Raw genomic sequence first — 22,930 nt, 5'->3', positions numbered from 1 at the left:
TCCTCTCAGCAGGGGCACGTCATCGGCGGGCCGGCCCGGTCGCAGGGCGCGACCGGGCCGGTGGTCGGGAGGTGTTCGAGGTCAGCGCCGACCGGTGGTCTCGAGCTCCGGGACCGCCGGGTCCTCGGCCGGCGTGTCCTCGGTCGGTGCGGCCGGCTCCCCTTCGACGGACACCCGGGGGGTGATCCGCTCGGCCCAGCGCGGGTACCACCAGGTGCGTGCGCCGATGCGGTGCATCACCGCGGGCACCAGCACCAGCCGGACGAGGAAGGCGTCGACCAGGACGGCGGCCCCCATGCCCACGCCCAGCTCGGCGATGATCCGCTCGCCGGTGAACCCGAAGGAGGCGAACACGCAGGCCATGATGGCGGCCGCGGTGGCGATCACCCGGCCCGTCTCGGCCATGCCGACCCGGACGGCGCGGCGGTTGTCGCGGGTGTGCGCCCACTCCTCGTGCATCCGGCTGACCAGGAAGACCTGGTAGTCCATCGACAGCCCGAACACGATCCCGACCACCATCACCGACACGAACGGCTCCACCGGTGCCGCCGAGCCCACCCCGAACAGGGCGGAGCCCCAGCCGAACTGGAAGACCGCGGTGACGATGCCCAGGCCCGCGGCGATGGACAGCAGGTTGGTGACCGCGCCGATCAGCGGCACCAGCACGCTGCGGAACGCCAGCGCCAGCAGCACGAAGCCCAGCACGGCGATGATCGCCAGGTAGACCGGCAGTTTCGAGGTCAGCGCCTGGGCGAAGTCGATGCCGCTGGCGGTGCTGCCGCCGACGTACACCTGCAGGTCGGTGCCGCCCTCGGCGGCCGGGACCACGTTCCCGCGCAGCGCGGTGACCAGGTCGGCGGTCTCCTCGGCCTGCGCGGTGGACGCCGGGGTCACGGTGATCACGCCGATCTCCTGCCCGGCGGCCGGCGGTGCGGTGCTCACCGCGGCCACGTCGTCGACGGCGGAGAGCTCCCCGGCCAGGGCGGTGAAGGCGGCGCGCGAGGCGTCGTCGGGGGTCTGACCGACCAGCAGCAGCTGGGCGTCGAACCCGGGACCGAAGCCCTCGGTCATCACCTGGTGGTACTGCTGGGTCACCGAGTCCGCCGGGTCGCTGCTGGCGTCGGCGGAGCCCAGCCGCATGCTGAGCGCCGGCGCGGCGAGCAGGACGACCAAGGCGGCCGCGACGATGCCCAGCACGCCGGGACGGCGCTGGACGGCGGTGGCCCAGCGGCTCCACAGCCCCCCGCCGGGCTCGGTGACCGGCCCACCGGCGGCCAGGGCGCGGCGCTGGCTGCGGCCCAGCACGCGGTTGCCCAGCACGGCGAGCAGCGCGGGCAGCAGGGTCAGGGCGGACACCACGGTCAGCAGCACGGTGACCGCCGCACCCAGCGCCATGCCGGTGAGGATCCCGATGTCCAGCACGGTCATGCCCAGCAGCGCCACCACGACCGTGGCCCCGGCGAAGACGACGGCCCGTCCGGAGGTGTTCACGGCCTGGGCGATGGAGTCCCGCAGCGGCAACCCGGACAGCAGCGCCTTGCGGTGCCGGTTGACGATGAACAGCGCGTAGTCGATGCCCACGCCGAGGCCGACGAGCGAGCCCATGGCCATCGAGTAGCTGGGCAGGTCGATCACGTTGGAGCCGAGCAGGATCACCAGCGCCGCGACGCCGACCCCGGCGACGCCGGTGATGATCGGCAGCACGGCGGCCCACAGCGACCGGAACACCAGCAGCAGGATCACCAGCGCGCAGAGCACCCCGATGACCTCGGTCACCCCGCCGCCGGTGCTGAAGCCGGGGTCGAAGGCGGACCCACCGGTCACGGCCAGCAGGGTCGCGCTGTCGAGGGAGTCGGCGAGCGCGGTGATCTGTGCGGTGTCGGCGTCCTCGGTCAGCGCCAGTGACGCGTAGGCCACGTCGCCTCCGGCGGAGACCTGTGCGGCGCCGGCGGCGTCGTACGGGCTGACCACGGACTCGACCCCAGGGAGGGCAGCGATCTGGGCCAGCACGTCGGAGACCCGGGCGACCACGGTGGGATCGGTGACCGGGACGCCGTCGGTCTGCCAGACCAGGTCGCCGGTGCTGGTGGCGCCCTCGCCGGGGTCCACCCCGGCCTGGGCGAGCAGGTCGTAGGCGGTGCTGGACTCGCTGTCGGGCAGGTCGGTGGAGTCGGTGAACGTGGACCCGATCCCACCCACCGCCCCGCCGAGACCGACGAGCGCGACCAACCACAGGGCGAGCACGACGAACCGTCCTCGCGCACACCATCGAGCAACAGCAGACACAGCGGGTCCTCCGGGTTCGGTCGGGCAACTGCGATCAGCCTCGGCCGCTCGACCCGTCCGGACGTCGTCCACGGGGACCGATCACGGCTACTGCGATCGCAGCAGCGACCCGCGCGGACGGTGCTGGTCCACACCGTTGCGGCAGTTGCCATGAGTTGTCGCGGCGTTGGACGTGAGACCCACCACGCCTCGCCGATGACCAGGTGAACGGCTCGCACGGGCGGGCCGTCGACCCTGGGAGCAGGCATGGACACCAGCACGGAGAGCGGACCGGACATCGGCGTCGAGGCAGGAGACGGGCGCCGGTCTCTCGCGCGACGTGTCGGGCTCCGCGGGCGGCTGCTGACGGCCATCCTGCTCGTGGCGGTGACCACGCTGACCGTCGGAGGTGTCGGCATCCAGCGGATGGCCGTGCTGAACGACAAGGCGCACGAGGTCTACGACGAGGGCGCCGTCCCGCTCGACGCACTCCGCACCCTGCAGGCGCAGTGGTGGCAGCTGCAGAGCAACATCAACATGCTCAGCATCCCCCGCATCCCGCAGAGCATGGTGGACGAAGCCACCGCGAACGTCGCGGACGTGACCGCGGGTCTGCAGGAGGGGAGCGCCGACCTGCGCGATGCCGATCTCCCCCCGGAGGTCAGCGCGCCGTTCGACACGTTCGAGTCGGCGACCGGGGAGTACCTGGACACGCGGGCCCAGCTCGTCGCGGTCCAGGACAACGCGGCCAAGTTGGCGCTCGTGGGTCAGCTGTCGGACCTGCAGCAGGTCATCTCGTCCTCCATCGAGGAGGCCACCGCCGCGGCGAGCGCATCTGCGGCGGCGACCGCGGGCGAAGCCGAGGACGCATACACCTCGGCGCGCGCCATCACGCTGGCGATCATCGCCCTCGGGCTGCTCGTCTCCGTGGTACTCGCAGTGCTCATCCTGCGGTCGGTCATGACCCCCGTGCGGCGGGTCCGGGAGGTGCTGGCGCAGGTCGCCGCCGGTGACCTGAGCGTCCGGGCGGGGGAGACCGGCGGTGCGGAGCTGGGGGACGTCGCCCGGTCGCTGGACGCCACCCTGGACTCGCTGACCGGCGTCCTCGCCCTGGTCAGTGGTTCCGCCGGCCGGCTGGCCGACGCCTCGCAGGCGCTGAACGCCGGTGCGGCCGGCATGGCCGCCAGTGCGCGGACCGCCACCGGGCAGGCCGACGTGGTGGTGGCCTCGGCCGGTGAGGTGGCCGCCAGCGTGGACACGGTGGCGACGGGGTCGCAGCAGATGGAGGCGGCGATCCGGGAGATCAGCCGGAACGCCAGCGAGGCCAGCCGGGTGGCGGGCCAGGCGGTGAACGTCGCGGAGAACACGACGCGCACGGTGGGGAAGCTGGGTGACTCCTCGCAGGAGATCGCCACGGTGGTGAAGCTGATCAACGGGATCGCCGAGCAGACGAACCTGCTGGCGCTGAACGCCACGATCGAGGCGGCCCGCGCGGGTGAGGCGGGCAAGGGCTTCGCGGTGGTGGCCAGCGAGGTGAAGGAGCTGGCGCAGGAGACGGCGCGGGCGACCGAGGACATCTCCCGCCGCGTGGAAGCGATCCAGGCCGACACCGCCGGGGCGGTCTCGGCGATCGGGGAGATCAGCTCGGTGATCGGCGAGATCAACGACTACCAGGCGACCATCGCCGCGGCGGTGGAGGAGCAGACTGCGACCACGAACGAGATGAACCGCAACGTCGCCGAGGCGGCGGGCAGCTCGCGGAGCATCGCCATCGCGATCACCGGGCTGGCCGCGGGCACCCAGCAGACCAACGAGGGCGTGGCGGAGGCGCAGCGCTCGGCGGCGGACCTGGCCCGGATGAGCGACGAGCTCCAGGACGCCGTCCGCCGCTTCACCATCTGACGGACGGGTCGCACCGGCGCCGCCCCAGCACCCCCCGGGGTGCCGGCGGCGCCGGTGTCAGGGCAGGGGCAGCAGGGCGCGCACGCGCTCGACGGCCGGCGCGACCTCGCGGGGATCGGTGGTGGTGACCACCACGCCGAAGACCATCCGCCACGCCAGCAGGACGTCGTCCGGGGTGAGTCCGGCGTCCACGGAGCCCGACTCCTGCGCCCGCGGCAGGGTGGCCTGGACCAGCTCCAGGAGCCGGACGTTGCCGCGGTACCCCGGTAGGTCCTCCCGCGCGTCCAGTGCCATCTCCACGAACGCGGACGACTCGACCGTCAGCTCCACCAACCGGGTCCACAACCGGGCGAAGGCGTCCGGCCCGGGATCGGCGGCCACGGCCGCCAGCTCGGTGAAGTTGTCCTCGAAGACGGCGAGGGCCAGGTGCAGCCGGGTGGGGAAGTGGCGGTACAGCACGCCCTGGCTCACCCCTGCCTCGCGCACGATCGTGCTCAGCGGGACCCGGTAGCCGCGTTCGGCCATCACCCGGCGTGCCGCCACGAGGATCGCCCGGCGGTTGTCGACAGCCGCCGCGGGACCGCGGTTGACGGCGCCAGGACGTATGACCATGCTCACACCCTAAGCATCCGGACAACATTGTCCGGTGGGAGGGAGTGACTGCATGGCCATGACCGACGGAGCGACGCAGGACGAGACCTTCGACGTCGTGGTGGTGGGCAGCGGTGCTGCCGCGTTCGCCACCGCGCTCGGGGCGGTCGACGAGGGGCTCAGCGTGGTGCTGCTCGAGAGCACCGACAAGTGGGGCGGCAGCACCGCGATGTCCGGGGGTGGCATGTGGCTGCCGGACAACCCGCTCATGGCGCGTGACGGCGTGGGGGACTCCCGGGAGGAAGCACTGACCTACCTCGCGGCGACGGTCGGCGAGGAGGGCGCGGCCGCCTCCTGGGCGCGGCAGGAGGCCTTCGTGGACGGGGTGGCGGACTTCGTCACGACGGCCGAGCGGCACGGCATGCGCTTCGCCCGCGCCACCGACTACCCCGACTACTACCCGGAGCGCCCGGGCGGCAAGGTCGGGCGCTCGATGGAGGTCGAGCCGCTGGACTCCAAGGTCATCGGGGAGTGGTGGCGCACCCTGCGCAACGCGGTGCCCCTGCCGGCGAAGACCGACGACGTGTGGCTGCTCGGCCGGGCCTGGTCCACGCCGGGTGGGTTCGTCCGTGGGGCGCAGTTCGTGTTCCGGGCGCTCGGCGGGGTGCTGCGCGGCCAGCGGCTGGCCGGCATCGGCGTCGGCCTGGCCACCTCGTTCTGCAAGGCCGTGGTGGTGGACCAGGGGGTGCCGTTGCGGCTCAACTCGCCGCTGGAGGACCTGGTCGTCGAGGACGACCGCGTGGTGGGCGTCCGGGTCCGCCGCGACGGCCGACAGGTGACCGTCCGCGCCCGGCGGGGCGTGATGCTGGCCGGTGGGGGCTTCGAGCACAACGTGGACTGGCGGCAGAAGCACCACGGCATCGACGGGGCGCCGTCCGGCAACCCGGGCAACGTCGGGGGCCCCATCGCGGTCGCCCAGCGTGCCGGGGCAGCCGTCGAGCTCATGGACGAGGCGTGGTGGGGAGGGTCGATCGCACCCCTCCCCGGGGCTGCGCCGGCCTTCATCGTGGGCGAGCGCTCGATGCCGTACTCGGTCTTGCTCGACGCGAACGGGGACCGGTTCACCAACGAGTCCGAGTCCTACGTCGACCTGGGTCACCACATGCTCGCCCATGACAAGGACGGCCCGTACTGGCTCGTGGCCGAGACCCGGCACGCCCGCCGGTACCTGCGCACGTACGCCCTGGACCCGCGGGCCAACAAGGCGATGCGCAAGGCCGGCATCATGGTCAAGGCGGACAGCGTGGACGAGCTCGCCAGCGGGCTGGGTGTGCAGCCGGCTCGGCTGCGCGCCACCCTCGAACGGTTCAACGGCTACGCCCGCGCCGGCAAGGACGGCGACTTCGGTCGAGGTGACTCCGCCTACGACCGGTACTACGGCGACCCGACCGTCCGGCCCAACCCGTGTCTCGGCCCGCTGGAGAAGCCGCCGTTCACGGCGTTCCGGGTCGTGATCGGCGACCTGGGCACCAAGGGCGGGGTGGTCACCGACGGCGACGGCCGGGCCCTGCGTGAGGACGGCTCGGTCATCGAGGGCCTGTACTCGGCGGGCAACAACTCCGCGTCCGTGATGGGCCGCACCTACCCCGGACCCGGCTCGACCATCGGTCCGGCTGCGGTGTTCGGCGTGCGCGCCGCCCGGCACATGGCCCGCCTGGCCGGCTGAGCCGGTCCGGGTCCGACCGCCCTGCCGGCGCACGTCCGTGCGCCGGTCCCGCTGCACGACAGGAGCTCGCATGAGGGCAGCAGCTGCCTCCGACGGCGGGGGAGGCGGCCGTCCTGTCGTGCCGCGGGGGCCGGCCGACCAGCCGCAGGGGAGGACCACGCCCGGTCGTCCCCGCAGCACCGAGGACGTGGCGGCCTTCGCGGCACTGGAGTGGGAGCTGACGCTCCTCATCCGCCGGTCGCGCACGGTGCAGGGCCGGTTGGGCGGTCAGCTCCACGATGGCCTGGACGGCGCCGTCCACGCCCTGATGCTGTTGCTGGACGACGCCGGACCCCTGCGCGCCGGTGACCTGGTCGCCCGGCTCGGCATGGACAAGAGCACGGTCAGCCGGCAGGTCACGTCGTTGGTGGACCTGGGGCTCGTCGAGCGGGCGCCGGACCAGGACGACGGTCGGGCGCAGCTCCTCTCCATCTCGGCGGAGGGTCACCGTCGGGTGAGCGGGTCGCGAGCGGCCCGGCGGTCGCGCTGGGAGGCCGACCTGAGCGACTGGGACGCCGAGGAGGTGGCCGCGCTGGCCACGCTGCTGGAGCGGTTGAACCAGGTCGGAGCGGTGCACGAGCAGGAGTTCTCCGCACGCTGAGCTCGCAGCACCACGGTCGCACCCGGCCGTGGTGCCCGGTCGGTCAACCGGTGGCCGCTCCGGCCGGGGCCGTCCCGGGCGGACGACGGGCCACGGCGAGCGCGGTCCAGCCGATGACCGCGTTCAGGCCCATCGTGAGCCCCCGGTGGACGAGGGTCAGTGCGGTCGCGGTGGCCAGGTCGACGCCGCCGGCGCTGAGGACGGCGATCAGCGCGGTGTCGGTGACCCCGAGTCCGCCCGGCGTGACCTGGACGAGCGAGGTGGCGCGGACGGTCAGGTAGGCCGCGAGCAGCAGCGTGGGTCCGAGCTCGGCGCCCACCGCCTGGCTGCAGCCCCACAGCGTGAGCAGGCCGCCGAGGACGGTGGCGACCGTCCATGCCGCCGCCTGCGCCCCGGCGACCGGGGACAGCCGCTGTGCCAGCAGCTGGTCGAGCATCCGCCGCCAGCCGCCCCGGGCTGCGTCCGCGGCGCGGGAGGCGCGGCCGGGGAGCCGCTGGAACGCGCCGATGCCGCGCGTGACGCCGGCACCCAGGACGCTCAACGTCGCCGCGGGCCTGGCGAGCGCGGTCACGGCCAGCAGGGCGACCCCGCCGGTCAGCACGGTGCCGGCGGATCCCTCTCCGGTGCTGAGGAGGCCGACCAGGCCCGCTGCGGCGAGGACCACGCCGCTGAGCAGGGCGGTCATGGAGGTGATCCAGAGCGCCTCGCCCGTGCTGGCTCCCCAGGAGCGCAGCCGCGAGACCGCGTAGGCGGCGCCGACGACGCTGCCTCCGGGCAGGGCCTGGGTCATGGCGGTGCTGCTGTAGCTGACCGCGAGCAGCTTCCGGTGGGTGACCCGCGCGTGCGCCGGCTGGAGGGGGCGGGTGGCGACGGCCCAGCTCGCTGCCGACTGGTGCGTCCCTGCGGCCGCCACGAGCAGCCAGGGCCACTGGGCTCGGGAGACGACGCGCCAGGTGTCCGTCCACGGCACCGAGGTCAGGGCCCAGACCGCCAGCGCCAGACAGGTGAGGACGATCGCGAACCGGCCGAGCCGACGCCTCGGCGAGGCGGTGGCGGCCGCCCGCGCCGTCGGGCGGCCACCACCGGGCTGGGAGGTGTCGCCGTCAGTCGGGTCGGTGGGACCCGGCCGTTGCCGGTCGTCGCCCGGCGCGCCCTGCTGGTCGGCTGTCATCAGCTGCGCGCCGGTCGGCTCAGGCCGCATGGGCGTGCGCCGGAGCACGTTCCGCGTCCTGCGGGGCGGTGGGGATGACCAGTGCGATCAGGGCACCGAGCAGGGCGGCGCCGGCGCACATGCCGAAGAGCAGTCGGTAGGAGCTCAGCGAGGGCAGCTCGAACGCGCCGAGGGTGAGGGTGGAGGCGGCGAGGACCGTGCCGCCGATGGCGCTGGCCAGCGAACTGCCGAAACTGCGGGCCAGGGCGTTGAGCCCGTTGGCCGCGGCGAGCTCGGACCGGGGGGCGGCGCGCAGGACGAGCGCGGGCATGGCGGCGTAGGCGATGCCGGTCCCGGCTCCGACGACGGTCGTCCCGATCACGATCTGGGTGAACGAGCCGGTGAACACGATGCGGCAGAGGAAACCCAGGGCGACGACCGTGGCCCCGAGGGCGAGGGTGGTCTTGGGGCCGAACCGCTCGGACAGCTTGGCCGACACCGGCGACAGCAGCAGCATCGCGACACCGCTGGGCAGCATCGCCAGCCCACTGGCCAGCACCGAGGAGCCGAAGCCGTAGCCGGTGGCCTCGGGGGCCTGCACGTAGGAGGCGGTGCCGATCAGCATGGCGAACAGGGCGAACCCGACGCACACCGAGGCGATGTTGGTCAGCAGCAGGGACGGCCGGGCGTTGACCACCATGTCCACCAGCGGCGAGGCCACCCTCCGCTCGACGAGCACGAACACCACCAGCAGGACGGCGGCGGCCATCAGCAGGCCGACCGTCCTGGGGTCGTCCCAGCCCCACGTCGTGGCCTGGGCCAGGGGGTAGAGCAGGCAGACGAGCGCCGCGGCGAGCAGGACGGCACCGAGGTGGTCCATCCGGCCGGTGGCGATCCGTGGGGGTTCCTTCACCGCGAGCAGGACGCCGACCATGGCGATCACGCCGCCGACGACGCAGATCCAGAACAGGGCGTGGTAGTCGGCGTTCTCGGCGACCAGCGCGGCCAGTGGCAGGCCGAGGGCGCCACCGATGCCCAGCGTGGCGCTGACCAGGGCGATGCCCGCGCCCGCCCGGTGGGCGGGGAGGACGGAGCCGATCAGGCTGATGCCCAGCGGGATGGCCGCGGCGGACATGCCGGTGACGGCCCGGCCGGCGATGAGCCAGCCGAGGGAGTCGCTGAACGCACAGATCAGCGAGCCGACGGTGAGGGCGGCGGCGGCGACGGTGAGCATCAGCCGCTTGCCGTAGAGGTCGCCCAGCCGCCCGAAGACCGGGACGGCGACGGCGGCGACCAGCAGCGTGGAGGTCAGCAGCCACTGGGTTCCGCTGGTCGAGCTCCCCAGGCTGGCCTGGATCTGCGGCAGCACCGGCACCAGCAGCGTCTGGGTCAACGACACCAGGACGCCGCAGGTCGCGACGATGGCGACCGCGGTGACCTGGCGGGCGTCCCATCCGGTGTCCGGGGCAGCTGCGGCGTCGGGGGACGAGGCCCGGGCGGCCGTGGTGGGTGGGGGTGCCATGGGTTCTCCGTCGCGGAGGAGGGGTGCAGGAGCCCGGTGGCGACGGCAGTGGCGTCCGGGAAGGCGATGGCAGTTTGTGCCACCAGGCAGACTAGGCGCTGAGATGGTGGTGGCGAGCCGCTCCGGCGGCGGTCACCCGACTTGCGGGGTGTGGTTGGTCACTGCAACCGCATCGCGGCGGCGGGACGGTGGCGAGGTGGAGGGCGGGGAGGATGGCAGCCGAGAACGACGACGCCGGCATCGTGGGCGTCCGAGAGCGCAAGCGGGCGCACAGTCGCGCGACGACGGTCGACGCGGCGTTGACCCTGTTCGCCGAGCGCGGCTACGACGAGGTGACCGTGGCCGACATCTGCGAGGCGGCCCAGATCGCGCCCCGCACCTTCTTCCGGTACTTCCCCAGCCGGGAGGACGTCCTCGCCGAGCCCGCACGGCAGATGGCTGCCCGACTGACCTCGGCGATCACCGCCGCCCCGCAGCAGCTGGACGACGCCGCGGCGCTCGACCACGCGTTGCGCACGTTGGCCGGCTACGTCGTCGACCACCGGGAGCGACTGGCTCTCTTCCTGCGGGTGGCGGAGGAGTCCGCGGCCTCCCGGCCGAGCCCGTTCCTGCAGCTGGCCGACCGGGAGCGTGACGTGGCCGTGCGGCTGCTGGCTCGGCGCGGGGCGTTGCCCCCGGTGGGCTGGCGCACCCGGCTGGTCGTCGCCCGTGCGGTCGCCACGTTCCGGGTGTGGCTCGACGACGTGGTCACCGGCGAGCTGCCCGATCCGCTCGGGCACCTCGACGAGGTGCTCGCCGCCCGCTGAGCCGACCGGCCACCGGTCGGCTCAGCGGGTGTGCAGGTCCCGGGGTCAGACGCCGGTCGACCGGCGTCGTCGCGAGGGGGTGCTCTCCACCGGGGCGTCGGCCGTCGTGTCGTCGCCGAGGTGTCGTTCGAAGTGCGGTGGGACGACGAGGTCGGCCGGGCTGAGCTGGTCGACCGAGCGGTGGCCCAGGCCGACCAGGGCCGACCCGAGGCCGTCGCGGAGCAGGTCGAGGACGTTGCCCACCCCGGCCTCGCCGTTGGCGGCCAGGCCCCACAGGTAGGCCCGGCCGATCATGACCGCCCGGGCGCCCAGGGCGAGGGCCTTGGCGACGTCGCCGCCACGGCGGATGCCGCCGTCCATCAGCACCTCGACCTGGTCACCGACCGCCGCGACGACCGCGGGCAGCGCCCGGATCGCGGCCGGGGTGCCGTCGAGGTTGTTGCCCCCGTGGTTGGACACCGAGATCGCGGTGACCCCGGCGTCCACGGCGCGCTTGGCGTCATCGATCCGCATCACGCCCTTGAGCATGAACGGCCCGTCCCACTGCGAGCGCAGCCACGCGACGTCCTCCCAGGAGGGCATCGGGGAGGCGCTCCACTGCCCGTAGGCCCCGAAGAACGTCGGGGGCTCATCTCCCGGCTTGGCCACCATGTTCGGCACCGTGAGGTCGGGGAGCTTGCGGGTGCGGGCGAAGTCGAGCAGCCACCGCGGCCGGGCCAGCACCTGAGGCGCGTACTTCCGAGCAGCCTCGAAGTCGATCTTCTCCGGGATGAACGGGCTGCCCCAGTCCCGGCCGTAGGCGAACGACCAGTCCAGGGTGGCGATCATGCCGACCGCACCGGCGTCCTTCGCCCGCTGCATCCGGCCCAGCATCTCCTCCCGGGAGCCGACCCAGTACATCTGGAAGAAGGTCTGCGGGTTGGCCGCCACGACCTCCTCGATCGGCTTGCTGGCGAAGGAGGACAACCCCATCGCCACCCCGCGCGAGGCGGCCGCGCGCGCCACCGCGACCTCACCGTCGGGGTCGACCGCCTGCACCCCGGTGGGGCTGATCATGATCGGCATGGAGACCTGCTGGCCCATGATCGTGGTGGCCAGCTGCCGCTCGTTGCTCAACCCCGCCGTGTGCGGGGCGAACCCCAGCTCGGCGAACGCAGCCGTGTTGTCGTCCACGGTCAGCCCACGCTCCGAGCCGGCCACCAGGGCGCCGTACACCCCCTTGGGCAGGCGCTTCTTCGCTCGACGCTGCGCTTCTGCCACCGACTCGAACCACGCGTTCGCCATCTGACTCCTCCGTCGTCCCGAGGTCATGGCACTGAGTGCCAAGACAATTCGTGGCACAGGCTGCCACAACTGGTGGCACTCCGTGCCACGATGGCCCGACGCGCGTCAGGGCCGGGGCAGGAGACCGGCGCACGCCTGCGCTCACCGCTTCACCGACCGAAGGAGACGAGGACGTTGGCAGGACGGCTGGTTGGGAAGGTCGCGTTCATCACCGGCGCAGCGCGCGGGCAGGGACGCGCGCACGCAGTACGGCTGGCCGAGGAGGGGGCCGACATCCTGGCCCTGGACCTCGCCGGCGCCATGCCGCACGTCCCCTACGAGTCGGCGACGCCCGATGAGCTGGCCGAGACGGCCACTGCCGTCGAGGCCCTCGGTCGGCGGGTGCTCACCCACCAGGGCGACGTGCGCGACCTGGAGGGCATGAAGGCGTTCGTGGCGCGTGGGGTGGCGGAGTTCGGCCGGCTGGACGTGGCCGTCGCCAACGCGGGCATCTGCGTGCCGGCCGCGTGGGACGAGGCAACGCCGGAGATCTTCCGCGACACGATGGACATCAACGTCACCGGCGTGTGGAACACCGTGATGGCGAGCGCGCCGCACATGGTGTCCGCCGGCAACGGCGGGTCGATCATCCTGATCAGCTCCGCGGCGGGCAAGAAGATGCAGCCGTTCATGGTCCACTACACGACCAGCAAGCACGCCGTGACCGGCATGACCCGCGGGTTCGCGGCCGAGCTCGGCGCGCACGGCATCCGGGTCAACTCGGTCCATCCCGGCGGCGTGGCCACGCCGATGGGCGGCGGGGACATGATGGGTGCCATCCGGCGCACCTGGGAGACGTACCCGCGGCTCGCCCCCATGGGGACGACGTTCACCGACCCGCCGTACACGACCCCGGACCAGATCGCCAACGCCGTGGCGTTCCTGGCCTCCGACGAGGCCAGCTTCATCACCTCCGAGCACCTCTCGGTCGACGGCGGCACCCAGCACTTCTGACCGGTCCGGTGCTGCGGTGCGTGCTGGACGGTCTGGCCAGCACGCACCGCGGGGCCACGGGTCGTCGCCGCTCGGGATCTCCGTCAGGTGGGGACCGCCGTGACCGGCAGGCGTGGCTCAGGGGGCGGTGACCCGGGCCGTCCTCGCCGCATGGGCGCCGGCCCGGCGACCGGAGAAGATGCAGTCCGCCAGCGCAAGCCCGCTGATGTAGCTGTTCGAGCAGACCCCCACCGCATTGCGCCCGGCCGCGTAGACCCCGTCGACGAGGCCGCCGTCCTCGCGCACCACCAGGCCGGTCTCACCGTCGACCACCAGCCCGCCCAGCGTGAGTCCCGGGACCGGGAAGAACGGCGCGTTCTCGACGGAGATGTCGACGGCGTAGAACGGCGGGTTCAGCACCGGGGTGGAGTACTCGGGGTCCTTGTGCGCCGGGTCGCCGGTCCCGCTGGCGATGCCGGCGTTGTACGCGTCCACCGTCGCCTGCAGCCCGCGGGCGTCGACGCCGGTCTTCCGCGCCAGCTCGGACAAGGTCTGGGCCTTCTTGTGTCCGGCGCTGAACAGGTACATCAGCTGCAGCTTCTGGAAGATCTGGGCCTGCGACCTGACCTGCCCCCGGGCCTTCTTCCAGGTGGTGGAGTCGTAGACGGCCCATCCCTTGCCGGCGAACTCCCGCACCATCACGTTGCCGTGGGTCGCGCCGTAGAGGTCCTCGTTGGCGATCCGGGAGCCGTCCATGCCGACCGTCACGCCTTCGAGGAAGGCGCTGGGCGGGGAGAGGAAGCGCCAGGCGGTGACGTTGCCCATCTTGGCCACCGTGCCGCCGACGTCGAGGCCCAGCTGGATGCCGCTGCCGTCGTCGCCGGGGGTGCCCAGGGGGGAGATCCTGTCGAACTCCGGCGCGTAGCGGGCCATCCACTCGGGGTTGTAGACGAAGCCGCCGGCCGCCAGGACCACCGCGCTTCCGTGGGCCTCCTCGTCGACCGCACCCTCGTCCCAGATCGCATCGGCCTTGCCGTTGAAGAACTCGCCCAGCGGAGGTGACCAGTTGCCGAGCTTGCCGCCGCGCTTGACGTGCTTGGCGTGCCCGGCCCGCGCGGCCACGTCGGCGGGGAGGACGCGGTACTTCACGACGACCTTGCCGTCCACGACCTGGAGGTCGTGGACCCGGGCCAGCGGCAGGAAGGTGACGCCCTTGCGCGTGGCCGACGCGCTGAGGTGCTGCCACAACACCTTGCCCGAGGCCAGCCCCGAGGCGACGGTCCGGTGCCCCCGCGGCGCCGGCTCGGCGCTCAGCTTGTACGGGTGGGCCTTCTCGTTCCCGGAGAAGTAGAGGTAGTAGTCGTCGGTCGGGTAGGAGGTCTTGTACGGGACCAGGGAGCTGGCGAAGCTCGCCCCCTGCGCCTCCAGCCACGGGATCGTCCCAGGGCTCTCCTCGCAGAACCGCCGCAGGGTGGCCTCGTCGACGGCGTCGCCGGCCTCGAGCGCGAGGTAGTCGAACAGGTTCTCCGGGGTGTCGGAGTACCCGTTGGCCTGCTGCTGGGGCGTCCCGCCGCCGGCGTAGACGACGCCACCGGACAGGGCGCTGGCACCGCCGCCGTAGCTCCGGTCCAGGACCAGCACCCGAGCGCCGTTGTCGGCTGCCTCGATCGCTGCTGCCGCGCCGGCGTCGCCGAATCCCACCACGATCACATCGAACGTACGGACGGTGCTCATGTTGTCGACCTCGCTGTCATCGATGTACTCGGGAAGTCCCGCCGTCCTGAGCGCACCCGGGACAGCGGGGCCGCCCCGCCGGTCGGCGGGGCGGCCTTGCCTCAGTGCTGCCGACGGGTGCCGGCTGCGGTCGGTGCCGGTGTCACGCCCGCTGGGGCAGACCGATGGCCTTGAGCTCCATGTACTCGCGGAAGCCCTCGTCCCCGTTGCGCCGCCCCAAGCCGCTCTGCCCGTAGCCGCCCAGCGGCGTGGTGACCGAGAAGTAGTTCCCGCCGTTGACGGCGATGCTGCCCGCCCGCAGCCGCCGGGCCACCTCCAGCGCGCCCTCGTCGGTACCGCCGCTGACCTCCCCGGCGAGGCCGTAGATGGTCGAGTTGGCGATCTCCACCGCCTCGTCCACGGTGTCGTAGGGGATCACGCAGAGCACCGGGCCGAAGATCTCCTCCTGCGCGACTGCCGACGACGGGTCCACGTCGACCAGGACCGTCGGTTCGACGTGGTACCCCGGTCGATCGGTGACAGCGTGGCCACCGGTGAGCAGCCGAGCGCCCGCGGCCACCGCAGCGTCGATGGCCGCCACGATGTTGTCCCGCTGCCGGGCGCTGACCTGCGGCCCGTGGATGACCGCCGGGTCCCAGACGTCGCCGACGGGCACCCGCTCGAACACGGCCTGCAGGATGCGCAGCGCCTCGTCGTACCGGCTGCGGGGGAGCAGCAGCCGGGTCGAGAGCGTGCACCCCTGCCCGGCGTGCGAGCAGACGGCTGCGGTGTTCGGCAGCACCTGCATCAGGTCCGCGTCCTCGAGCACGACGTGGGCGGACTTGCCACCCAACTCGAGGAAGGTCTTCTTGATGGTGGCGGCGCCGGCGGCCAGCACCCGGCGGCCGGTCGCCGTCGAGCCGGTCAACGTCACCATGTCGACCCGCGGATCGGTCGTGAGCATCTCGATGACGTCGGTCGAGTCGGTGGTGACGACGTTGAACACCCCCGCTGGGATGTCGGTCTTCTCCGCGACGATGCGACCGAGCTCCAGCCCGCTCCACGGCGTGAGCGAGGCCGGCTTGAGGATGACGGTGTTCCCCGCGGCCAGGGCGGGCAGCGACTCGGCCACGTTGAGGTAGAGCGGGTAGTTCCACGGCGTGATCGCCGCGACGACCCCGGTGGGCTCGTACCGGATGCGGCGCCGGTGCATCTGCCCCCTCGACTCGTGCGCCGGCCACTCCTCCTCGTACTCGAACGACACCGCCTTCTCCGACCAGTACAGGGCCTCGTCGATCGGCTGCTGCAGCTGGACGCCGTGGGTGAGCGCGATGGGGCTGCCGGCTTCGGTGACGACGATCCGGCGCAGCCGCTCCCGCTCCTCCAGGAGCGCCTCGTGCAGCTGCCGGAGGCAGTGGCTGCGGAACCCGGGGTCACCGGACCAGCGGCCGTCGTCGAAGGCCCGCCGTGCCGCGGCGATGGCCCGCTCCATGTCCGCCGCGGTCGCAGATGCGGCGTGGCCGGCGACCTCACCGGTGCTCGGGTCGATGTTCTCGATCAACCCGCCGTCGGAGGCGAGCACGAGCTCGCCGTCGATGAACAGCCGTCGCTCGCCGGCCAGCGGGCCGGAGCCGGTGTCGGTCTCGGGGAGGGTGGTGGTCATGCGGATGCTCCTCGCTCGTGGGTGTCCTCGTCCTGGGTGTCTGCGTCGTCCTGGGCGTGTGAGTCCGTCGGCGGCGCCTCGGCCGACACATCGGCGATCGCCGCCCTGATCCCGGCCGCCAGGGCCGTGGCGTTGCCCCAGCCGACGTAGTAGGCCAGCTGCAGCAGCACCTCCTGGAGGCCGTCGGCGTCGAACTCCCCGCCCCGCAGGCCGCCGCGCACCTGCACCCGGAGCAGGTCCTCCCGCCCGAGCGCCGCCGTCGCGCCGATCACCAGCAGCCGGCGGTCCCGGATCGAGAGCCCCGGCCGTGCCCAGACCTCGCCGAAGAGGTGCTCGACGGTGTCGGTCAGCCAGGGGTCGGCCTCGGTGGGGGAGAGCCGGGCGGAGAAGCCGGGACCGTAGACGGCGTCCATCACCTCACCGCCGGCGCTCCAGCGGTCGGTCGCCGCGGGCCGGTCCGGCGTCTCAGAGGTCATCGCGGATCAACTCCGCGGCCCGCCAGGCCATCGCCATGGCAGGGGCGTTCAGGTTGCCGGAGAGCATCGCGGGCATCACCGACACGTCGACGACCCGCAGGCCGTCCACACCGCGCACCCGCAACCGGGAGTCGACCGGTGACGCGTCGTCCGGGCCCATCGCGACAGCTCCACTGGAGTGGTAGCCGGTGCCGCCGTAGAGGAAGCCGGCATTCAGGACCGACTCGTCGTCCTCGACCGCGCGGCCCGGCTGGATCTCGGAGTCGACCAGGTCGGCGATCGGCGACTGCGCGACCAGGGCGCGCATCTTCCGGAACATGGCGATCGACACGGAGCGGTCGTGCTCGGTGGAGAGGTAGTTCGGCACGATGCGGGGCGGCACGGTCGGGTCCGCCGACCGGATGTGCACGCTGCCGGTGCTGGTGGGCCGGAGGGTGAAGCCGAGCAGGGAGAAACCGGGACGGTTCTCCACGCCGACGCTCGCGGCACCCAGGCCCATCGAGTACGGGGTGAGCAGCACCTGGGCGTTCGGCCGGTCCACCTCGGGGGAGGTCCGGAAGAAGGAGAGCATGTCGTACGCCGGCGTCCCGATCGGGCCGCGCCGGGTGAGCATCCAGCGGGCGCCGCTGAGTCCCTGGCGCGGCCGGCTGGAGAGCAGCCGGTTGTAGCCGGTGTCCTTCTTCAGGCGCACCTGCAGCGGGAAGCAGCGGTGCTCACGCAGCCCCTCGCCGATGCGTTCGTGCTCGACCTTGACGTCGATGCCGGCCGCGCCCAGCACCTCGGGGGAACCGATGCCGGAGAGCTCCAGCAGCTGCGGGCTGGCGATCGCCCCGGCCGCCAGGATCACCTCTCGTCGGGCCCGGATGGTGACGGTCGAACCGTCGGACACCGCTTCGACGCCGACGGCCCGGCCGTTCTCGATCAGCAGCCTGGTGACCCGGGTGTCGGTGTGCAGCGTGACGTTCGGGCGCTTGAGCGCCGGTCGCAGGAACGCTCGCGCTGCGCTCACCCGGAGCCCGTTGCGGATCGTCGCAGGGGTGTACCCGATCCGCTCCTCGTCGCTGGCGTTCAGGTCCGCGACCTTCTTGATGCCCAGGTGTCCCGCGGACTCCATGAGCAGCTCGCCGACCTCCTCGGTGTCCGGTCGGACCCCCACCTGCAGCGGGCCGCCCGCACCCCGGGTGTCCGAGCCGCCCAGCGAGTGGTCCTCCATCGACCGGTACACCCGCAGCATCTCGGCCCACCCCCAGCCCGGGTTGCCCGCGGCCTCCAGGCCGTCGAAGTCCGCCTGCGAGCCGCGGTTGTAGACCATCCCGTTCACCGAGCTGGAGCCGCCGACCATCTTGCCGCGCAGCCAGTACTCCGTCTGGCCGAACGGGCCGAACGGCTCGGTCGGGTAGTACCACGCGTACTTGGGGTTCTTCAGCGTGAAGGCGATGCCCTTGGGGATCGAGACCATCGGATGTCGATCGGGACCCCCCGCCTCGAGGACGAGCACCTCCAACCCCGGGTCCTCGCTCAGTCGGTTCGCCAGCACGCAACCGGACGAGCCGGCTCCGATGATCAGGACGTCGCAGGACTGTTCGCTCACACTCAACTCCATCGTCGGTGGCACCACTTGCACTCAGTGCAATCCATCGGAGGTTACCCCGGTCACACGTAATGTCGAGGGGTGTCCTCGGCCCCCGTCGTCCCAGCCGCGCCCACTGACGGCGCCAAGACCGATCGGTGGCGCCGGCTGAGATCCGCTGCCATCGACCTGTTCGCCGAGCGGGGCTTCGCCGAGGTGTCGATCGACGACATCGCCGGGCGCGCCGGGGTCTCACGCCGCACCTTCTTCAACCACTTCGACTCCAAGGCCGCCGCGCTCTTCGACCCTGACCCGACCGAACAGGCAGTGCTGGCCTCTCGCCTGGCCGAGCACGCCGGCGGCGGGGCATGGACCGGGCTCACGACGGCGCTGGAGGAGCACCTCGTCGCGGAGCACCGGGTCGTCGCGGCCCGGCGGCAGATCCTGGCCAACGAACCGGAGCTGGACCGGCACCACGTCGTCGCGAACGCGAAGTTCGAGGTGGTGTTGCACCAGTGGCTGCGGGAGCAGGGGCTCGCCCCCTTCCCTGCGCGGGTCGTCGCCGGCATCGCCCTCGCCTGTGTGCGGGAGACGTTCATGTCGTGGGACGCCGCGGCAGGGCCGGAGGAGTTCACCTCGTCCTTGCGAGACGCGTTCGCGCTGGCTGCGGCAGGCACTGCAACAGGGATCTCGGTGTCCGGGGGAGCGAGCGTCGGTCTCTGACCCACCAGGCCCCGCCGTGAGTCGGATCAGGTGACGCGCGTTGCTGACCTGGCGTCGCGGCCGCGGTCCGCTGCTGCTGCCGGTGGTGCCGCAGGAGGGGTGGTGACCAGTTCGAGGAAGTGGCCGAGGATGTCGACGACCGGCAGGTCGCGGTCGTGCAGCCACTGCAGTTGCAGGCCGTCGAGCACGGCGGCCAGGAGAGCTGCGAGGCGTTCGGAGTCGATGTCGTCGGGCACCGCGCCGGCGACGAGGCGGGACCGCAGGTGCGCGGCCATGGCGCTGCGGGCCCCGGCATAGCGCTCGGCGAAGTAGTCGTGGGCCGGATGGGCGGGGCGTGCAGCGGCAGCGGTCATCTCCAGCCACAGCCGGACGAGCTCGGGTGCGGCTTGGCGCTCGGTGAGCAGTTCGGCGAGCAGCGGTGCCAGCGCGTCCTCCTCGCCCGCGGCCGGTCGTCGAGCCCGGTCGCGCGCGACCTCTTCGGCATCGCGCTGTTGCAGCAGCGCCACGACCAGTTCGTCCTTGCTCCGGTAGTGGTGGAGCAGTCCGGCGTGGGTCATCCCGGCGCGAGCGGCGATGTCGCGGAGGGACGCTGCGTCGACGCCGTGTTCGACGAAGCTGTCGCGAGCCGCGCGCAGGATGGCCTGTCGTCGCTCGGGGGTGCGCACGTTGGGCCCCCGCTGCCGTCCCACGGTGACTCCTCGCGTCGCGCTGCGCCCACCGGACCCGGTCGGCGAACAGCAGGGTAGTGGCAGGGCCTCGCTCCGGATCCGGACCGACCGCCGAGGTCACGACGGCGACGACTCGACACCACATGTGACCCGCGCGACACTGCTAGTGCTGACCACGTGGTTAGCTCTGACCCGGTCAGCGCGCGCGAGCACGTGGTCGCCCGTCGAGGCCTCAGCCGTCGACTCACACCCTGAGGAAGAACACGCTCATGACACAGACGTCCACCGGCCGGGCACGGAGGTCTGCCGCTGTGCTGACCGCCACGGGGCTCGCCCTCGGCCTGGCGGCCACTCCCGCCGCAGCCGCCCCCAGCGACGAGGGCGGGACGGTGGCGAAGGCGGTCTCCGACGAGGGCATCGTCCTGCTGGCGAACGACGCTGCGCTGCCGTTGAGCCGGGGGACCCAGCTGTCGGTCTTCGGTTCCACCCAGGTCGCGCCCTTCCTCGGCGGCGGCGGTTCCGGTTCGGTCATCGACGCCGGCGGCGTGGGGCTGCTCGACGCTCTGCGCGGCGAGGGCTTCCAGGTCAACGAGCCACTCGCACAGCGCTACGAGACGTGGTGGAACGAAGGGCTCGACGGCGGCGTGCCGGGCAAGGAGCAGGACTACCGGCCCGTCAGCGACACCGGCGGCACGTTCGACGAGTTCGGGATCAACTCCGTCGCGCGAGCGGAGATGGACCTCCCCAGCGACGTCCTGGCGCAGGCCGGCGACTTCTCCGGGACGGCCGTCGTCATGATCGGTCGCAACGGCAGCGAGGTCCACGACCCGGGCCTGGGTGACCTCGAGCTCTACCCGGACGAGCGGGAGATGATCGACGCCGTCGCGTCGAACTTCGACGAGGTCGTCGTGCTGTTCAACACCGGTGTCGCACTGGAGATGGGCTTCCTCGAGGAGCACGAGTCCATCAAGGCCGCCGCGGTCGTCTGGACCCCGGGGCAGGCCGGCATGCTGTCCGTCGCCGACATGCTCTCCGGTGACGTGAACCCGTCGGGCAAGCTGCCGCACACGATCGCCCACCGGACCGAGGACCACCCCTCGACGGTGAACTTCGGCGACTTCGTCAAGCCCGGGAGCGAGCCGGGACTGGACGAGTACTACGTCCAGTACGAGGAGGGCATCTACGTCGGCTACCGCTACTTCGAGACCTTCGACGTGCCGGTGCAGTTCCCCTTCGGGCACGGCCTGTCCTACACCGACTTCGAGCACGACGTCCTCGACGTCGAGCACGGTCCCGACGGGCTGTCCGTGGCGACCCGGGTCACCAACACCGGCGACGTGCCGGGCAAGGAGGTCGTCCAGGTCTACGTCGAGGCTCCCGCCGGTGAGCTGGAGAAGCCGGCCAAGGAGCTGCGGGCCTTCGGCAAGACCGACCTGCTCGAGCCCGGCCAGTCACAGGTCGTCACCACGACCGTCGACGCCTACGGTCTGAGTTCCTGGAGCGAGGAGCGGGGCGCCTACCTGCTCGACGCCGGCGAGTACACGGTCCACTCCGGTGCCTCCGTGCAGGACGTCGAGGTCACCGGGAGCTTCCGGCTGAGCGAGCCGGTCGTCATCGAGGAGGACCCGACGACGGGCGCTCCGTTGGAGAACCGCTTCGCCGAGGCAGGGGAGGGCCTGACGGTCCTGTCCCAGACGGACCCCGAGGCGACCGCCCCGACCGCGCCGGCCACCGGCACGCGGACGGTCCCGAACACCAGCCCGCGCGGCTCCGGCTTCAACGCCCAGGGCTCCGGGAACCCGCCCGGCTTCCTCAACGAACCCGACGCCATGCCGGCGCTGGTCGACGGGAACCGGATCGCGCTGGCCCCGGGGCAGAGCCCGGCGGAGGTCCAGCTCACCGACGTCCACGCGGACCCGACGCGCATGGACGCCTTCCTCGCCCAGTTCACCGACGCCGAGCTCGTGGCGATGCAGCTGCAGGGCGGGTTCAAGACCATCGGTCTGGACCGCCTCGGCATCCCCGCGACCGCCGCGACGGACGGACCCGCGCAGGTGAAGGCGCCCGCGGGCAGCGGCCAGCCGAACGGAACCGGGTTCCCGGCGGCCTCGATGCTCGCGGCGACGTGGAACACCGAGCTCGCCCATCGCTACGGCGCCGCCGCCGCCGCGGAGGCCCGCGCCCTCGGGGTCGACGCCTGGTACGCCCCCGGCGCCAACACCCACCGCAACCCGATGGGCGGCCGGAACTTCGAGTACTACTCGGAGGACCCGCTGCTGGGCGCCGGGATGATGGCCAACGTCGTCGTCGGAGCCGGCCAGCAGGGCGTCACCACGGTCGTCAAGCACTTCGTGGGCAACGAGCAGGAGCAGAACCGGCAGGGTGTGGAGACCTACATCTCCGAGCGTGCCCTGCGGGAGATCTACCTCAAGCCGTTCGAGTACGGCGTCAAGGCCGGCTCACTGGGGATCATGGCGTCGTTCAACCGACTCGGTGAGACGTGGGTCGGTGCGACTCCCGAACTCCTCCAGGGCGTCGCCCGCGGCGAGTGGGGCTTCGACGGGTTCGTGGTCTCCGACATCTGGATCTCGCCCTACATGAACGCCGTGAGCGCCTCCGCGGCCGGGACGGACCTCATGCTCAACATCCCGGTCCCGGGCTACGACCGGCAGGGGCTCGCCGACTTCTCCCGTGCACTCACCGAGGACCACGAGAGCACGCGAGCCGCGCTGGAGGCCAACGCCCGACGGGTCCTGACCTTCGTCATGACCACCCCCGCGTTCTCGGCGGTCCTCGGCTCGACGGAGAACACCACCCGGGCCCTCGACCCCGCCGCCCTGCCGTTCTCCGCCTCCACCGAGCTGAGCGGTGACGTGGTCGACCTGGACGGTCTCCGCCAGACCTTCCAGCGGTACCTCGACCGGGAGCACGTGTCGGGGCCGCTGGCCAGGCAGCTGGCCGCGGCGCTCGATGCCGCCGCCCGGCATGCGGAGCAGGGGCGTCCCGACCAGGCCGTCCGGCAGCTCGAGCGGTTCATCGTCCGGCTCGACAGCCCGGCCCGGCAGCTCACGGTCAGCGCCGAGGCCAAGGAGCGGCTGGGCAGCGGGGCCGCGGCCGTGGTGCAGACGTTGGCCGAGGACTGAGCCGGGAGGCAGTCAGCGGCGGGGACCACGCGCGTCCTCGCCGCTGACTGCCTGACCGAGGTGGACGACCGCGGACCCCGCGCGGGAAGCTGGGGCGGGGCGGGGTCGGCTGGACT

The 22,930-nt window shown here is 72.5% G+C and carries 17 protein-coding genes; 7 read left to right on the top strand and 10 right to left on the bottom strand.

Annotated features, from left to right (window positions below):
• Nucleotides 1-81: 81 nt before the first annotated feature.
• A complete protein-coding gene (locus O2W16_RS09365) occupies nt 82-2,244 on the bottom strand; it encodes an MMPL family transporter (RefSeq protein ID WP_269158546.1) in 2,163 nt (720 codons plus the stop codon).
• 288 nt (nt 2,245-2,532) lie between these two features.
• Between O2W16_RS09365 and O2W16_RS09360 the strand changes: the two genes are divergently transcribed.
• Complete coding sequence (locus tag O2W16_RS09360) at nt 2,533-4,167, top strand: methyl-accepting chemotaxis protein (RefSeq protein WP_269158545.1); 1,635 nt, start codon at nt 2,533-2,535, stop codon at nt 4,165-4,167.
• A gap of 57 nt (nt 4,168-4,224) precedes the next feature.
• Here the strand turns inward: O2W16_RS09360 and O2W16_RS09355 are convergent, their stop codons facing one another.
• Nucleotides 4,225-4,779 (bottom strand): TetR/AcrR family transcriptional regulator, encoded by a 555-nt coding sequence (locus O2W16_RS09355; protein WP_269158544.1) that lies wholly within the window; start codon nt 4,777-4,779, stop codon nt 4,225-4,227.
• Between the two features lie 52 nt (nt 4,780-4,831).
• Here O2W16_RS09355 and O2W16_RS09350 point away from each other — a divergent pair, with 52 nt between their 5' ends.
• Nucleotides 4,832-6,484 carry an FAD-binding protein gene (locus O2W16_RS09350; protein WP_269158543.1) on the top strand — a complete coding sequence of 551 codons (1,653 nt, stop codon included), beginning with the start codon at nt 4,832-4,834 and terminating at the stop codon, nt 6,482-6,484.
• 70 nt (nt 6,485-6,554) lie between these two features.
• Nucleotides 6,555-7,124, top strand: coding sequence for a MarR family winged helix-turn-helix transcriptional regulator (locus O2W16_RS09345; protein WP_269158542.1), 570 nt, complete (start codon nt 6,555-6,557; stop codon nt 7,122-7,124).
• Nucleotides 7,125-7,167: 43 nt separating this feature from the next.
• On the opposite strand, the gene O2W16_RS09340 is transcribed toward O2W16_RS09345, so the two are convergent.
• Together O2W16_RS09340 and O2W16_RS09335 are read right to left on the bottom strand one after the other, a co-directional pair.
• Nucleotides 7,168-8,295: a lysylphosphatidylglycerol synthase transmembrane domain-containing protein gene (locus tag O2W16_RS09340; RefSeq protein WP_269158541.1), complete on the bottom strand. Its 1,128-nt coding sequence runs from the start codon at nt 8,293-8,295 to the stop codon at nt 7,168-7,170.
• A 19-nt stretch (nt 8,296-8,314) separates the two neighbouring features.
• Complete coding sequence (locus tag O2W16_RS09335; RefSeq protein WP_269158540.1) at nt 8,315-9,796, bottom strand: MFS transporter; 1,482 nt, start codon at nt 9,794-9,796, stop codon at nt 8,315-8,317.
• Between the two features lie 212 nt (nt 9,797-10,008).
• On the opposite strand from O2W16_RS09335, the gene O2W16_RS09330 reads away from it, so the two are divergent.
• Nucleotides 10,009-10,602 carry a TetR family transcriptional regulator gene (locus O2W16_RS09330; protein WP_269158539.1) on the top strand — a complete coding sequence of 198 codons (594 nt, stop codon included), beginning with the start codon at nt 10,009-10,011 and terminating at the stop codon, nt 10,600-10,602.
• A 45-nt stretch (nt 10,603-10,647) separates the two neighbouring features.
• Here the strand turns inward: O2W16_RS09330 and mftD are convergent, their stop codons facing one another.
• Nucleotides 10,648-11,886, bottom strand: coding sequence for a pre-mycofactocin synthase MftD (gene mftD, locus O2W16_RS09325; protein ID WP_269158538.1), 1,239 nt, complete (start codon nt 11,884-11,886; stop codon nt 10,648-10,650).
• 174 nt (nt 11,887-12,060) lie between these two features.
• On the opposite strand from mftD, the gene O2W16_RS09320 reads away from it, so the two are divergent.
• Entirely contained in the window at nt 12,061-12,879 is an 819-nt protein-coding gene (locus O2W16_RS09320; RefSeq protein ID WP_269158537.1) for a mycofactocin-coupled SDR family oxidoreductase, read from the top strand.
• Between the two features lie 117 nt (nt 12,880-12,996).
• Here O2W16_RS09320 and O2W16_RS09315 read toward each other — a convergent pair whose 3' ends face one another.
• The 4 genes from O2W16_RS09315 to O2W16_RS09300 form a co-directional block, all read right to left on the bottom strand.
• Nucleotides 12,997-14,592 (bottom strand): FAD-binding protein, encoded by a 1,596-nt coding sequence (locus O2W16_RS09315; protein WP_269158536.1) that lies wholly within the window; start codon nt 14,590-14,592, stop codon nt 12,997-12,999.
• A gap of 142 nt (nt 14,593-14,734) precedes the next feature.
• On the bottom strand, nt 14,735-16,234 hold the full coding sequence (locus O2W16_RS09310; RefSeq protein WP_269158535.1) for an aldehyde dehydrogenase family protein: 1,500 nt from the start codon (nt 16,232-16,234) through the stop codon (nt 14,735-14,737).
• Entirely contained in the window at nt 16,231-16,710 is a 480-nt protein-coding gene (locus tag O2W16_RS09305; protein WP_269158534.1) for a carboxymuconolactone decarboxylase family protein, read from the bottom strand. The genes O2W16_RS09310 and O2W16_RS09305 overlap by 4 nt, the downstream gene beginning before the upstream one ends.
• Nucleotides 16,700-18,301, bottom strand: a complete 1,602-nt coding sequence (locus O2W16_RS09300; protein WP_269158533.1) for a GMC family oxidoreductase — start codon at nt 18,299-18,301, stop codon at nt 16,700-16,702. The genes O2W16_RS09305 and O2W16_RS09300 overlap by 11 nt, the downstream gene beginning before the upstream one ends.
• Nucleotides 18,302-18,382: 81 nt before the next feature.
• Between O2W16_RS09300 and O2W16_RS09295 the strand changes: the two genes are divergently transcribed.
• A complete protein-coding gene (locus O2W16_RS09295) occupies nt 18,383-19,003 on the top strand; it encodes a TetR family transcriptional regulator (RefSeq protein ID WP_269158532.1) in 621 nt (206 codons plus the stop codon).
• A gap of 26 nt (nt 19,004-19,029) precedes the next feature.
• On the opposite strand, the gene O2W16_RS09290 is transcribed toward O2W16_RS09295, so the two are convergent.
• Entirely contained in the window at nt 19,030-19,692 is a 663-nt protein-coding gene (locus O2W16_RS09290; protein ID WP_269158531.1) for a TetR/AcrR family transcriptional regulator, read from the bottom strand.
• A gap of 290 nt (nt 19,693-19,982) precedes the next feature.
• Between O2W16_RS09290 and O2W16_RS09285 the strand changes: the two genes are divergently transcribed.
• The gene (locus O2W16_RS09285; protein ID WP_269158530.1) at nt 19,983-22,814 is read left to right on the top strand and encodes a glycoside hydrolase family 3 N-terminal domain-containing protein; all 2,832 of its coding nucleotides are present in this window, start codon (nt 19,983-19,985) and stop codon (nt 22,812-22,814) included.
• Nucleotides 22,815-22,930 lie beyond the last annotated feature (116 nt).

Origin of the sequence: Modestobacter sp. VKM Ac-2984, assembly GCF_026967985.1 — a bacterium.
Lineage (GTDB): Bacteria > Actinomycetota > Actinomycetes > Mycobacteriales > Geodermatophilaceae > Modestobacter.
This window is presented reverse-complemented; position numbering and strand designations above follow the sequence as displayed.